The sequence below is a fragment of the Streptomyces sp. ALB3 genome, from assembly GCF_044385685.1.
In the GTDB taxonomy this organism is placed as follows: Bacteria; Actinomycetota; Actinomycetes; order Streptomycetales; family Streptomycetaceae; genus Streptomyces.
The window spans coordinates 23,049-36,129 of sequence record NZ_JBISCE010000001.1 but is presented as its reverse complement, the minus strand read 5'-3'; the positions used below and the strand labels follow the sequence as shown (position 1 = coordinate 36,129).

Annotated in this window: 13 protein-coding genes; 3 read left to right on the top strand and 10 right to left on the bottom strand. The window is 69.7% G+C overall.

The window, feature by feature from the left end; all coding sequences use genetic code 11:
- Nucleotides 1–66 precede the first annotated feature (66 nt).
- Complete coding sequence (locus tag ACHFIV_RS00175) at nucleotides 67–1,065, bottom strand: anion permease (protein ID WP_398961700.1); 999 nt, start codon at nucleotides 1,063–1,065, stop codon at nucleotides 67–69.
- A gap of 5 nt (nucleotides 1,066–1,070) precedes the next feature.
- A complete protein-coding gene (locus ACHFIV_RS00170; RefSeq protein ID WP_356708059.1) occupies nucleotides 1,071–1,691 on the bottom strand; it encodes a DUF47 domain-containing protein in 621 nt (206 codons plus the stop codon).
- Nucleotides 1,692–1,911: 220 nt separating this feature from the next.
- On the opposite strand from ACHFIV_RS00170, the gene ACHFIV_RS00165 reads away from it, so the two are divergent.
- On the top strand, nucleotides 1,912–2,259 hold the full coding sequence (locus ACHFIV_RS00165) for a metal-sensitive transcriptional regulator (RefSeq protein ID WP_398961695.1): 348 nt from the start codon (nucleotides 1,912–1,914) through the stop codon (nucleotides 2,257–2,259).
- A 21-nt stretch (nucleotides 2,260–2,280) separates the two neighbouring features.
- On the opposite strand, the gene ACHFIV_RS00160 is transcribed toward ACHFIV_RS00165, so the two are convergent.
- Both ACHFIV_RS00160 and ACHFIV_RS00155 read right to left on the bottom strand, forming a co-directional pair.
- The gene (locus ACHFIV_RS00160; RefSeq protein ID WP_398961693.1) at nucleotides 2,281–2,490 is read right to left on the bottom strand and encodes a hypothetical protein; all 210 of its coding nucleotides are present in this window, start codon (nucleotides 2,488–2,490) and stop codon (nucleotides 2,281–2,283) included.
- A 99-nt stretch (nucleotides 2,491–2,589) separates the two neighbouring features.
- Entirely contained in the window at nucleotides 2,590–3,471 is an 882-nt protein-coding gene (locus ACHFIV_RS00155; RefSeq protein ID WP_398961690.1) for a hypothetical protein, read from the bottom strand.
- A 153-nt stretch (nucleotides 3,472–3,624) separates the two neighbouring features.
- On the opposite strand from ACHFIV_RS00155, the gene ACHFIV_RS00150 reads away from it, so the two are divergent.
- A complete protein-coding gene (locus tag ACHFIV_RS00150) occupies nucleotides 3,625–3,813 on the top strand; it encodes a hypothetical protein (RefSeq protein ID WP_398961687.1) in 189 nt (62 codons plus the stop codon).
- On the opposite strand, the gene ACHFIV_RS00145 is transcribed toward ACHFIV_RS00150, so the two are convergent.
- The 6 genes from ACHFIV_RS00145 to ACHFIV_RS00120 all read right to left on the bottom strand — a co-directional run bounded on the left by ACHFIV_RS00145 (nucleotide 3,810) and on the right by ACHFIV_RS00120 (nucleotide 12,147).
- The gene (locus ACHFIV_RS00145; protein ID WP_398961685.1) at nucleotides 3,810–6,959 is read right to left on the bottom strand and encodes a tetratricopeptide repeat protein; all 3,150 of its coding nucleotides are present in this window, start codon (nucleotides 6,957–6,959) and stop codon (nucleotides 3,810–3,812) included. The two genes, ACHFIV_RS00150 and ACHFIV_RS00145, sit on opposite strands and share 4 nt — an antisense overlap.
- A gap of 325 nt (nucleotides 6,960–7,284) precedes the next feature.
- Nucleotides 7,285–8,016 carry a phosphatase PAP2 family protein gene (locus tag ACHFIV_RS00140; RefSeq protein WP_398961683.1) on the bottom strand — a complete coding sequence of 244 codons (732 nt, stop codon included), beginning with the start codon at nucleotides 8,014–8,016 and terminating at the stop codon, nucleotides 7,285–7,287.
- Between the two features lie 301 nt (nucleotides 8,017–8,317).
- Nucleotides 8,318–9,307, bottom strand: a complete 990-nt coding sequence (locus tag ACHFIV_RS00135; protein ID WP_398962347.1) for a C40 family peptidase — start codon at nucleotides 9,305–9,307, stop codon at nucleotides 8,318–8,320.
- Between the two features lie 115 nt (nucleotides 9,308–9,422).
- On the bottom strand, nucleotides 9,423–9,911 hold the full coding sequence (locus ACHFIV_RS00130) for a hypothetical protein (protein ID WP_398962344.1): 489 nt from the start codon (nucleotides 9,909–9,911) through the stop codon (nucleotides 9,423–9,425).
- 68 nt (nucleotides 9,912–9,979) lie between these two features.
- The gene (locus tag ACHFIV_RS00125; protein WP_398961680.1) at nucleotides 9,980–11,773 is read right to left on the bottom strand and encodes an alpha/beta hydrolase; all 1,794 of its coding nucleotides are present in this window, start codon (nucleotides 11,771–11,773) and stop codon (nucleotides 9,980–9,982) included.
- On the bottom strand, nucleotides 11,770–12,147 hold the full coding sequence (locus ACHFIV_RS00120; protein ID WP_398961678.1) for a hypothetical protein: 378 nt from the start codon (nucleotides 12,145–12,147) through the stop codon (nucleotides 11,770–11,772). The genes ACHFIV_RS00125 and ACHFIV_RS00120 overlap by 4 nt, the downstream gene beginning before the upstream one ends.
- A gap of 234 nt (nucleotides 12,148–12,381) precedes the next feature.
- On the opposite strand from ACHFIV_RS00120, the gene ACHFIV_RS00115 reads away from it, so the two are divergent.
- Nucleotides 12,382–13,023 (top strand): histidine phosphatase family protein, encoded by a 642-nt coding sequence (locus ACHFIV_RS00115; protein ID WP_398961675.1) that lies wholly within the window; start codon nucleotides 12,382–12,384, stop codon nucleotides 13,021–13,023.
- Nucleotides 13,024–13,081: the final 58 nt, after the last annotated feature.

Here is a 13,081-nt window from a genome sequence, read left to right as displayed (position 1 = left end):
TCCCGGTCCGGCGGGCCGGGCGCCCGCAGCGCGTGCGCGACACCCCGGCCGGGGAGCACCGACGCGTCACCCGAAGAGGAGCACGACGATCCCGTAGCTGAGCGCGGCCATCAGAGCGGCGGCCGGCATCGTGATGAACCACCCCAGGATGATGTTCTTGGCCACCCCCCAGCGCACGGCGTTCACCCGCTTCGTGGCACCGACGCCCATGATCGCCGACGTGATCACGTGAGTCGTGGAGATCGGCGCGTGGAACAGGAACGCCGAGCCGAACATGATCGAGGCACCGGTCGTCTCGGCGGCGAAGCCCTGCGGCGGGTCCAGCTCGATGATCTTGCGGCCGAGTGTCCGCATGATGCGCCAGCCGCCCGCGTACGTCCCGAGGGACAGCATCGTCGCGCAGGCGATCTTGACCCAGATCGGGATCTCGTCGTTCGGGCCCTCGACGTCGGCGATGACCAGGGCCATCACCACGATGCCCATGGTCTTCTGCGCGTCCTGCAGACCGTGACCGAGCGCCATACCCGCCGCGGAGACCGTCTGCGCGATACGGAAACCGCGCTTGGCCTTGTGCGGGTTGGCCTTCCTGAATATCCACATGATGGCGACCATCACCAGATAGCCGGCCACCAGACCTATGACCGGCGACAGGAACATCGGAATGACGATCTTGGACAGCACGCCGTCCCAGTGCACCATCGTCCCGCCGGCCAGCGCCGCGCCGACCATGCCGCCGAACAAGGCGTGCGAGGAGGACGACGGCAGACCGTAGTACCAGGTGACCAGGTTCCAGATGATCGCCCCGACCAGAGCCGCGAAGAGGATGCCCATCCCCTTCTGGCCCTCCGGAGTGGCGATCAGCCCCTCACTGACGGTCTTGGCGACCCCCTGCCCGAGGAAGGCGCCTGCGAGGTTCATCACAGCGGCCATCGCCAGAGCCGCACGCGGGGTCAGCGCCCGGGTGGAGACCGAGGTGGCGATGGCGTTCGCCGAGTCGTGGAAGCCGTTCGTATATGTGAAGCCGAGCGCGACGCCGATGGTCACGACCAGCGCAAAGGTGTCCACGAGGTTCAGGACTCCTTGACCGCGATGGTCTCCACGGTGTTGGCGACGTGCTCGAACGCGTCAGCCGCCTCTTCCAGCACGTCCACGATCTGCTTGAGCTTCAGCACGTCCATGGCGTCGTACTTGCCGTTGAAGAGCTGGGCCAGCAGCTTGCGGTGGATCTGGTCGGCCTGGTTCTCCAGACGGTTGACCTCGATCCAGTACTCGGTGAGGTTGTCCATCGTGCGCAGACTCGGCATGGCCTCGGCGGTCAGTTCCGCCGCCCTGGCCAGGACCTCGATCTGCTGCTCGACACCCTTCGGGAGCTCGTCGATCTGGTACAGCACGACCAGGTCGACGGCCTCCTCCATGAAGTCCATGATGTCGTCGAGCTGCGAGGCGAGGTTGTAGATGTCCTCGCGGTCGAACGGCGTGATGAAGGAGGAGTTCAGCTGGTGGAAGATCGCGTGGGTGGCATCGTCCCCCGCGTGCTCCGCTGCCCGCATACGCTCCGCGATCTCGACTCGGGAGGCAGAATCCGCCCCGAGCAGTTCCATGAGGAGTTTCGAGCCCGTGACGATGTTGTCCGCGGATGCGGAGAACATGTCGTAGAAGCTCGTCTCCCTGGGGGTCAGACGAAAGCGCACGTGGGGTCCTCGGGGTGCTTTGGATTCGGTCAGGCTGATGCTAGGCGCATCATCCGGCCACGGCTAACCGGCGTTCCTCAGTGTCGCGCATCGGGCACAGTGATCAGCACGGCCCCCCGGTCACGTTTCGGCTGGATTCGTTACGATATACCCACCAGGGGTATACAGACAGCACAGAACGTCACGATCACCGCAGGCCACGAGGACAACGGGAGGACCCATGACCACCACCGAGGCCACCGACGCAGCCGGTGAGGACGCGGTCGTCACCGATCACGACCGCGGCATCCACGGATACCATCACCAGAAGGAGGAGCACCTCAAGCGGCTGCGCCGCATCGAGGGGCAGATCCGGGGTCTCCAGCGGATGGTCGACGAGGACGTCTACTGCATCGACATACTCACCCAGGTCTCGGCCTCCACGAAGGCCCTCCAGTCCTTCGCCCTCCAGCTGCTGGAGGAGCACCTGCGCCACTGCGTCGCCGACGCCGCGCTCAAGGGCGGTGCCGAGATCGACGCCAAGGTCGAGGAGGCCACCAAGGCGATCGCCCGCCTCCTGCGCACCTGACGGCGCCCGGGACGGAAGACGTCATCCCCGGTGACGGCCCTGCCGGGGAATCGTCGGCGCCGGCTCGGCCGGGCGCGCCCCGACGTTGAGCACCTCGTCGATACGGTCGGGACTGAGCCGGTCCTCACGCGCGTCCGCCGCCGCGATCATGAGCTCGCCGCACAGCTCGATCTCGGCGAGGGCCACACGGTCCTGAGCATTCGGAGCGCTGAGCGTCACCACCTGCGTCACCTTTCTCTGCTGTCGCCGACTCCTGGCGCACCGACTCCCTAGCGTAGGGAGCGCGGGACACACCGCGCATGGCACGGACGGACCATTTCGGCCCCCTCCCTACGGCGCTTCCGGGCCACTCGACCCCCGCTGGACCCGCCCCGTGTAGATGTCCTTCTCCGGGGGCAGCTCCACGGAGACCGGCGCCCCGAAGCCGTACAGCAGCATCGTCGACACCACCGTCACCGCCGGCCCCTGCATCCCGAAGGTGAAACGGTGGCGGACCTTCCGCAGCAGGCCCTCGTCGTCCAGATAGGCGTCGAAGGGCACCGAGTCCGTGCTGAACCCCTTCGCCGCGGCGGCCAGGGCCCCACGCGAGGACGGCGAGGCCGCCCGCGCCGCCCGGCCGATGTCCGAGGTCCCGCGATAGTGCCGGACCGTCACTCCGGCCAGTTCCGTCCGTCCGACGTACGTCACCCCGGCCGCGCCGCGCAGCAGCTCGGCGGAGGCCGTCGGATCGGTCACCCCGCCCGTGACCAGGTTGCCGTCCTCCAGCGTCGTGGTGTCGATGCGCACCCACTTGTCGTCGGGCACCCCGGCACCACGGTTCTTCATGTAGAGCGCTCCCGGTGCCAGCAGCTCCGTGATGGGCCGGTGGCCGTCCGTCCCGGCGGCGTCCTTCGGCAGGACGACCCTGATACGGCCCAGCTGCCTGCGGAAGTCGTAGGCCCCCTCGCCCCTGATCGTCACCCGGGTCCCGCCGGACGCGGTCTCCATGGACGTACGCGTCTCGGCACTCCCCGCGCCGGCCAGCTCCTCGGCGGCCCGCCGGACGGCGTCCTCAGGAGTACCGGCCGGGCCGGCGCGGGCGACGGCGCGTCCGCCGTCACCGCCGTCGCCGCCCGCACCCGAGCATCCGCTGCCCAGGGACATCACGCCCGCGACGGCCAGGGCGCACACAGCCAGTGCCCCGCCTCCGCACCTGTGCTGCTGCACCACCATCGCCTGCCAACCCCCAACGACGTACACCTGACCGAGTTCCCGCCCGTCCCGCCTAACGACCGCCGGAGCGCCCCGTCACGCCACAGGGCCCCTTCCGGCAGCCGATCGGCCCACTCCCCGACCGCCCCACGGCGCTCCCAGTACCGTGGACGCGTGCATCAGGACTTCACGGACCCGCCCGTCCACAGCCCCGCGCCGGCACACAGCACCACGACCGTCGAACGGGGCTCGTTCTGTCTGGCGCGATGCGCCTGCGGCTGGTCGGGACCGGCCAGACGCTCGCGCGACCGCGCCCGCACGGACGCGGAGGAACACCTCGCGGAGCCGGACGGGTCCCGTTAGGGGGTGTCCCGCAGCCGCCGCACGACCGACGCGATGACCGGCGCCGTCCCCGGGGCGACCTCGGACACGAAGCGGAGGTCCTCGATCGTGTCCGTGACCAGGTCCTCCTCCGCCCCGACGAACGCCTCGCACCTGATGGCCGCCGCCTCGCCGTCGAGTTCGGCGCAGGCAAGGACGAGCAGCCCCTGGCGCGCGCCCACGGCCTTCTCGCTGTCGCCCGCGTCGGCGGCGGTGAAGCAGCGCGTCGCACGTGCGAAACGCGCACGAGCCCCCTGGGTGTCGCCCGCCGAGCGCAGGGCGAGGGCGTACAGCATCTGGTTCCAGCCGTCCTCGGCGTCGATCTCGACGGTACGGGCGCAGTCGGCGAGAGCGTCCTCGTGCCTGCCCAGGCACAGATACGTCCGAGCGCGGAGATACAGGGGCCAGTCGGACGACGGATCGCTCCCGACGGCACGGCTGAGGTCCGCGAGAGCCTCCTCGTACCGGCCGAGCCGCAGGTGGAGAGCGCCACGCGCGGAGACAGGCCAGGCGTAGTCCGGCGCCATTTCCATGGCCCGGGTGTAGTCGGCGAGCGCCTCCTCGTGGCGCCCCATGGCCTCGTACGCCTTCCCGCGACCGGTGCGGGCCCAGGAGGAGTCCGGCGCGGCCTCGACGGCCCGGCCGAAATCGGCGAGCGCCTCCTCATGACGGCCCAGTTCGGCATGGACCTGAGCCCGGCCGACGAGGGCGCCCAGGTACTCGGGCACGATCCCGATCGCCCGGGTGTAGTCGGCGAGAGCCTCCTCCCGCCGGCCCAGGGCCTCGTAGACCTGCGCCCTGTTGCCGTACGCCCAGGCGTACTGCGGATCGATCTCCACGGCCCGGCCGAAATCGGCCAGCGCCTCCTCGTACCGGCCCATCCGCTCGAAGAGCTGCGCCCGGCTCCCGACGGCCCACTCGTACAGCGGGTCGATCCCGATCGCCCGGTCGTAGTCGGCGAGAGCCTCGTCCTGCCGGCCCAGGGCCCCGTACACCTTCGCGCGACCGGCATAGGCCCAGGCGTACTGCGGGTCGATCTCCACGGCCCGGCCGAAATCGGCCAGCGCCTCGTCATGGCGGCCCATCCGCTCGAAGAGCTGCGCCCGGCTCCCGACGGCCCACTCGTACAGCGGGTCGATCCCGATCGCCCGGTCGTAGTCGGCGAGAGCCTCCTCCTGTAGGCCCAGGGCCTCGTACACCCGCGCTCGGCTGGCGTACGCCCAGGCGTACTGCGGATCGATCTCCACGGCGCGGCCGAAATCGGCGAGGGCTTCGTCATGGCGCCCCAGATTCCGGTAGGCGTCACCACGGCTCCCGTAGGCGAGGACGTACCGCGGCTCGATCTCCACCGCGCGCGTGCAGGAGGCGACCGCTTCCTCGTACCGGCCCAGGACCCGGTAGGTCTCCCCGAGCCCCGCATGGGGCCGGGCCGAGTCCGGCGCGAGGGCGACGGCCGCCGCACAGTCCGCGAGCGCACCCTCCGCGTCACCCGCGCCCCGGCATTCCGCGGCACGGATGGCGTACGCCGACGCCCGTCCCGGTGCGTCGAGTTCCGACGCACCCAGGAGCACGGTCAGCACGGCCGCGCCCGGCCTCTCCTGTTCGGACGCCGCCTCGAGACGGTGGCCCCATGCCGCGAGGACCGCGGAGTCGGTGTCCACTCCCGCGCGGCCGATGATCTGCGCCCAGCGTCGCAGCGTCGCGACGTCGGCTTCGACGGCGAAGGGGCCCTGGCCGAGTGCGTCGGGCAACGCGGTACGAGGATGCGCGCACAGCCGGTGGTACGTCTCGTTCAGCCGGTGCTCCCGCCAGGCGGAATCCCTCCAGTGGTCCTCCGTGTCGGTGCCGACCTCCGCCTCCACCGCCAGCCGCCACTGCTGGAACAGGTCGGCGAGCCGGGTGTGTGCCAGCTTCCACCGGGCGGGCGACCGGGTCCGCTGCAGGCGGAGCATCGCGGCGCGTACGACGTCGTGGTAGCGGCAGCGGCCCGCCTGCACAGACACGAATGCCAGGGTCCGGAGCCACGCATAGCTCCCGGCCGCCTCCGGGACGACCGCGCGGTAGATGTCCTCGTCGATCTGCAGAGGAAGCGCGCAGGCCAGCGCCGCCTCGCGCCGCTCCGCGTCCGGCTCCCACTTCAGGAACCTCTCGACGGCCGTCTCCGACGGGTCCCCGAAACTGTCGCCGGAGCTCGCACCGCTGCGGGCCAGCATGTCGACCAGCAGGGGGAGCCGCCCCGACAGACGCAGCACCAGCTCGATGCTGGGCTCGTCGGTGACCCCGTGCCCGGCGAGCAGGGTGCGGGCCTCCTCCTCGGTGAACACCTCCAGGCACACCTCGGTGACCTGGCCCAGCCGATCGCCCCACACCCGGGGGTCCAGGCGCGGCTGCCCGGACAGCACGACCTGGACGTTGACCGGCAGCCCCCCGTACTCCTCGCCGAAGACGATGGCGTGCAGCCAGGCGTCGAGCACCGGCCCCGTCCGCTCGTACACGTCGAAGAACAGCACCACCCGCTCGCACCGCTCCGCCAGGTCGGCAAGGTCCTCCAGGAAGACCGGGGCGAGAACCGCCACCGGATTCATCACCAGCTGCACGTCGTCATGGCTGCGCAGGCGCATGTTGAGGGCGGCCCGCACCCGGTCCGCGCCCAGCGCGACCTGCTGGGGATCGACCGCGCCGGCGAAAGCCCCGACCCCGGGCACCATGCCCAGCCCGACGAGCCCCACCTGCGCCGCCACCGTGCTCGACGGCGAGGCGGCCGGTACGGGCGCCCCGGCCTGACCGTTCGCGATGTCGGGCTGGGGCGCGGGGGCGGCGCTCTCGGCCTGGTGCCGACGCTGACGGTAGGTCGCCAGCTGCTTGTCGAACCTCTTCAGCGGGTGCCCCTGGCGGCCCAGCCGGGCACTGACGGCTTCCATCGCCTCGACCGCGTCGTGCACCTCGTCGTCCACGTACGCCGTGACGACCGAGGGCTGCTCACGGGCAGCCGACTCCCACTGCCGTACGAGAGTCGTCTTCCCCACGCCCCCGTTCCCGCGCACATGGAACAGGAACGGGAAGTCGACCTCCTCCGGGTCCCGGGCGAAGGTCTCCCGGAAGACCGCCAGCTCGCCCCGGCGGCCCACGAAACCCGTACGCTCGCGGCGCCGATTGACTTCCTGCCGTGACGGCCGCCGACCGGCCACACACATCACCCCCCGGATCTCCGGACATGATGCCCCGACGCCGGAACGGGCGAGGAGGACGCGACGATCGAATTCCGGCCAATGAACAGCGCGCCCCTCTCCTGCTCCCTCCCGCGACGGGTACCCGCGCAACCGCGCACGGCGGCAGGCGGGCACGACGGTAGGGCGGGCACGACGGCAGGGCGGGCACGACGGCAGGCGGGCCGGACATGCGTGAGGGGCGCCCTCGCCGGACGCCCCTCACTCACACCGTCGGACCACCTCGTCAGGCGGCGAGATCCCTCTCGCCGGGCACATCGCCACGTCCGGCACCCGCGCTGTGCTCGGGTACCCCGCGCGCCGCGTCCCGTCCGTCAGCCGCGTCGACCGCTCCGCCCGAGCGGACGAGCCGGCCGACCGTGCCGGTCCGGGCCACGGCCCCCACCAGCGGCGTCAGCAGCATCATCGCGAGCGGGGCGAGAAGCAGCGCCACCGCCGTGCCGAGAGCCAGGCCGCCGATCACGTCGGTCGGATAGTGCACGCCCATGTAGACGCGGCAGAAGCCCTCCAGGAGCGCCAGCGCGATCGCCACCAGGCCGAACTTCCTGTTGGCCACGAAGAGCCCCACCGCGATCGCCATAGCCATGGTCGCGTGGTCGCTCACGAAGGAGAAGTCCGTCTTGCCCTTCACCAGGACTTCGAGGCCCTCGTGGTCGAAGAACGGGCGGGGCCTCTCCACGAATCCCCGGATGGGAATGTTGATGAGGAGCGCGATCCCGGCAGCCAGCGGCGCCCACACGAGTCCGGCGACCGCCGTCACCGAGTCCTCGGTCGTCCCGCGTCGGCGCACGCTCCACCAGCACCACAGGACCACCAGGACCATGGCGAACATGATCCCGAATTCACCGACGAACTCCATGGCCCGGTCGAACCAGGTCGGAGCGGCCTTCGCCAGCCCGTTGATGTCGTAGAGCAGGCTGACATCGGGGTTCGACCCATCGAGTGCGAGTCCAGCCATCTGCCGCGGCCCCTTGCCTTGTCTGCTGCTGCGACGCACAACGCCGTGCGTCGCCTTGGTATGACCCCCGTGGTCGGTGCGGATTCAGTGCCGCGTCACGCCATGATGCCGTCACGCCCGACTGGTCCGGGCAGGCACGCATGGTCATGTGCGCATGCTGTCCCAGTCCAGGGAACGGCCTGTCAGCTGTGTACGTTCCGTTCTCCACCGAATGATCACCATGACGTTATCGAAGAGTGACTCATCGTCGCAGCTCAGGGCCCGGGCTTCACGGAGAGTTCCAGCCATGGCCGACTGGGCGTCAGCTTTCCGGGAGGGTGGTCGGGAGGGCCGCGGCCCCGTCCTTCGTGACCCTTGTCGCACCGAAGTAGTCCGGGGTGTCGATCTTGTCGAACCGGATCACCGCACCGGTGTAGGGCGCGTTGATCATGTACCCGCCGCCGACGTAGAGGCCCACGTGCCGGATGGCCCGCGAGTTGTTCAGATCGTCCGAAAAGAACACCAGGTCGCCGGGAAGGAGCTCGTCCCGGGAGGGATGGGGCCCTGCGTTGTACTGGTCGTTGGCCACCCGGGGCAGTTCGATGTCCACCGTCCGGTAAGCGGCCTGGGTCAGCCCGGAACAGTCGAACCGGCCACCCTGGTCAGCCGTGCCGTTACCGCCCCAGAGGTAGGGAGTGCCCAGCTTCTTCTGCGCGAAGTAGATCGCCCCGGCCGCCTGCTGCGAGGGCTGCACCCGGCCGACCGGCTTGGCGAAGCTCTTCTCCAGGGACCGGATGATCTTGACGTAGTTCTGCGTCTCGCTGATCGCGGGGACCCCACCCGACCGGATGACCCGGTACGCACCCGCGTTGTACGCGGCGAGCATGTTGTCGGTCGGGTCGCCGGGCACCTTCCTGACGTACCCGGCCAGCTCGCAGTCGTAGGACGCGGCGGACGGAATCGCGTCGGCCGGATCCCAGACGTCCCGGTCCCCGTCCTTGTCCCCGTCGATCCCGTGCGAAGCCCAGGTCCCGGGGATGAACTGCGCGATGCCCTGTGCTGCGGCGTGACTCTGGGCGCGCGGATTCCAGCCGCTCTCCTGGTACAACTGCGCCGCCAGAAGCGCGGGGTTGATGGCCGGGCAGAGGTTGCCCCACTTCTCCACGAGCGGCTGATACCGCGCGGGTACCGCCCCCTTGGCCAGCCCGACGGCCCCGCTCGCCCCGGCGATACCGGCGGCGGCGGAGTACGTACCGACGACGAGCAGGGCGATGAAGCACAGGCCCAGCCCGATCCCACCGCCGACGAACACCCAGTATTTCCGCACCCCCCAACCATCCCCCATACGGGCCTGGTTCACGACGCGATTCGCTGGTGTGTACGGATCGATGGGGGCATGAGGGGGCGTCAGGGGCGGCCACGGGGGGTCAGGGGGCGCCGGCGGACCAGAAGGGGGAGCGGATGTTGGGGCGGGGGATGTGCTCCTCGCCCTCGTAGGTGGGCGCGGTCGCCTGCGTGGTGGACTCGGCGACCTCGGACTCCTCGACGCAGGGGGTGTCGACCTCGAAGAACACCTGCCCTTCACCTCCGACGATCAGGCTGACACCGAACCCGTCCTTCGTCTGGGCGAAGATCGCGGGAACGTCCGGATCGTTGTTGATGGATTTCATCCGGTATCCGTTGCTACGCCAAGCCCGGTCCACCACGCCGAGGAAGTTACCTCTGCGCTCTGCGGACACGATGGTCATGACTGCGCGCCGTCTGGTTACATCGCAGCTTCCGAGACTGGTTGTGTCGTGCGTCCACTTCACTTCCGGCCTGATCTCCTTAAAAAGATCATCAAGGATATCGTCCGCCCGCCGCGCCGCTTGCTGCATGTCCATATCAGACCTTTCGCTCCCACCCAAAGTTTCCATTCCACTTGCACAACCCGCGATCGACGCCAGGGCGGTAAGAGAAACGATCGAAGTAGCAATCCAGCACTTCATCGGTACTCCTGAGTGTTGATTTTCTGCGAACGCCCCGCGGAAATAAGCGAGATATTATGTGCCGATGCCGCATCCCTCTTGGGGTCAAAGTATTGAGAGTGCGCATCCAAAGACATACCACTGGCACTAACTAGGTCAGGGCCGTCGTCGACACGAAATCGCTTGGCGCCAAATGTTTCACTCGCTGGATCTTTACCGAACCAAAGATCATCGTCACCCTGGTCTGCAACGTCACCCACTACATAGATGAACGGCCCAGAAAGGGCAGCCACGGCGCCAGCAGCTGCTTGCTGTTTCGAGGGCAGTTTTGTCACCACGTCATTCTCCGCCGCTCCGACGAACACGTGCTCCTTCCCCACCCCTAGGTCCTCAGCACGATCGACACCCACCCCTGGACTGCCCACCAGAACGATGTCGTCAATCCCCGGAAGCCCGTCGCCCTGTTGAGTCGCCGCCCCCACGGTTCGAGACCCATACGAGTGACCAATGGCCGTCATATGCGGATCTTCATTTTCGTTCGTTGCGACTAATCCTGCCGTGAAATCATTCAAGCGCCTACCACCGTCCATCGCCCTCCCTTCACCGGCCACAGCCAAGCTGCTCAGGCCGTCGACAGCCTGCGGCGCGTCGTATCCCAGCCAGGCGACTGCTGCGCTCGAAGGATCGTGGTAGCGGGCACCCTTCGCTGTATCCAAAGCCCGCTTAAGATCGTTCTTCGCGAAGTCTTGATCCAGCGACGTATTCAACCCCGGCACATACGTCGCCACATGCCTCGCCGTGTCGGGATTGCCGTACGAGACAATCGCTCGCCCGTTCCCTTCGTCACTGATGCCCAGCAGGAACATCGGCGGCTCCCCCGGTTTGGCCGCCGCCCCCAGCTGCCGGTCGATCTCCCGTAGCCCCGCCAGCTGCGTGATCGACCTCTCGTCCTCCCGGCCCTCCAGCTTGCCGATCAGCAACTGCAGGTTGTCCCGGTTGGCCGCGTCGCGGACCAGGGCCGGGATTCCGTCCAGGTTGCCGATCTGGTCCGGGTACACCGCGAGGTACTCCTCGCGTTGTTCCTGGGACAGGCCCGCCCACCAGTCCCGCCGCTCCGCCGGTGACGCATCGTGCGGGATGGCGTCCTTGAGGTAGGCGCCCGCCGCGTCACGGACCTCCGCCGCGTCGCCCGCCGCGTCCTTCCAGGTGGAGTCCGGAACCTTCAGGCCCTCCTCCGCCTTCAGCCGGCGCAGGATCCCCGCGTAGCGCCAGTCGATCTCGGCCGCCGCCCGCGCCGCCCCGGCCACCCGGTCGGCGATGTCCTGGGCCTTCGCAGCGTTGGGGTTGGGGGCGACCAGGCCCGTGGGCTGTACCAGCCCAGGCGTCCCGCTCGACGACGCCGTACCGCCTTGCAGTGGCGAGCCGTCGATCAGCCCTTCCCCTGCCGCCGGATACGTCACCGTCCCGTCCGCCTGCACCGTGAACCTCAGCGCCGCCGCGTCGTCGAGCGCTTCGTTCAGGGCCCGCTGCTGGGTCCTCATCTCGTGGGCCAGGGAGTTCAGCGTCGTGCGGAGCAGCCCGCACTCGGTGTAGACGTACTGGAAGTTGCGCCCGAGCTGTCGCAGCCGCGTGACGGCCGCCTGCGCCGCCTCACCCTCCTGCGTGTCGCGGAGCCCGGTGAGCAATTGCTGCTCGACGCGGTCCCGTGCCGCGTCGGCCCGGTTGCTCGACCTGCCCCAGCCGTCCGCCGCGCCTTCCAGCTCGGCGCACTTCAGGTCCCGTAACTGCGTCCAGGTCAGCGTCGGAGTCACTGCTCGGCACCCGTGCGCGGGAACACCCCGGCGAAGGACGACCTGACGGCCTCGTTCGTGGCGCCCTGAGTACGTGCGACGTCCCGCAGCTTGGCCGCGAGGCTGCCGCACTCGCCCTGGGCCGCCTGGATCCGCCGTTCCCAGGACTCCCGTACGGCCGCCAACTCCGCGAGCGCGGTCAGCCGGCCCGCACCCGCCAGCAGTCCCTGATGGGCCACTGCCAACTCACCCCGCACCGGTCCCAGATGGGACACCAGCTCGTCCGCACCCCCGGCGGCCCGCAGCCACGGCCCGTCGCTGTGCTTCAGCCTCGGCCCCTGGCCGCCCCCGCCCGCCGGTCCCACCGGGTCACTCAGCCCCTGCACCACGGTCATCCCGCTCACCCCGTTCCTCGGTCACGGAGCGGCACTGTGCCAAACGCGGCGTACCCGACACGCCCGGCATTCCGACGACAGGAGCCGGGCCCCCTGTCGCGACAAGGACGCGCCCGTTCCGGCATCACCCGAACGCGCGACCCCGCGCGGCCCCGATCCCGACCGGAGCCCGGAACCGGCCGGAGGAGGAGACCGTCAACCCCTGCATCCGCACCACCAGCCGAAAGGCCCACCATGACCACCGTCGCCCCGACCCCGGTATCCACCCGTTTCCTGTACATCGCACGGCACGGCGAGGCGTCCCCGGACGAGACCGAGCTGACGGACCGGGGTCGGCACCAGGCAGCTCTCCTCGGTGAGCGGCTCCGGGACATACCCCTCTCCGCCGTCCACCACGGCCCGCTCCCCCGCGCCGCGCAGACCGCCCGGCTGGCCCACGAGCGGCTCGGGCAGGACATCCCCCTGGTGGTGTCGGAGCCGGCCGGGGACTACGTCCCGTACGTCCCGCGCCGGGACGAGCTTCCGAGGGAGTCGGCGGACCGGTTCCTCACGTTCCTGGAGCAGTTCCCGGAGCACGAGCGCCGCCACGGCCCGGAGCTCGCGCGCGCGGCGGAAGCACGGTTCACCGGGGCCGTGGACGGTGACGAGCCCCGCCACGAGCTGCTCATCACCCACGCGTTCCTGGCCGCCTGGCTGGTACGGGCCGCCCTCGACGCTCCCGCCTGGCGCTGGCTGGGCCTCAATCACGCCAACGCCGCGCTGACCGTGATCCGTTACGCGCCCGGCAGCCCCGCCTCCCCGCTCATGGTCAACGACATGGGCCACCTGCCGGCGGACCTGCGGTGGACCGGTTTCCCCCCGGAGCTGCGCGCCTGACAGCCCGGGCGGTCGGCTGTCCCCCGGACGGATGGTTTACGGGGCTTGGCCCACGCGC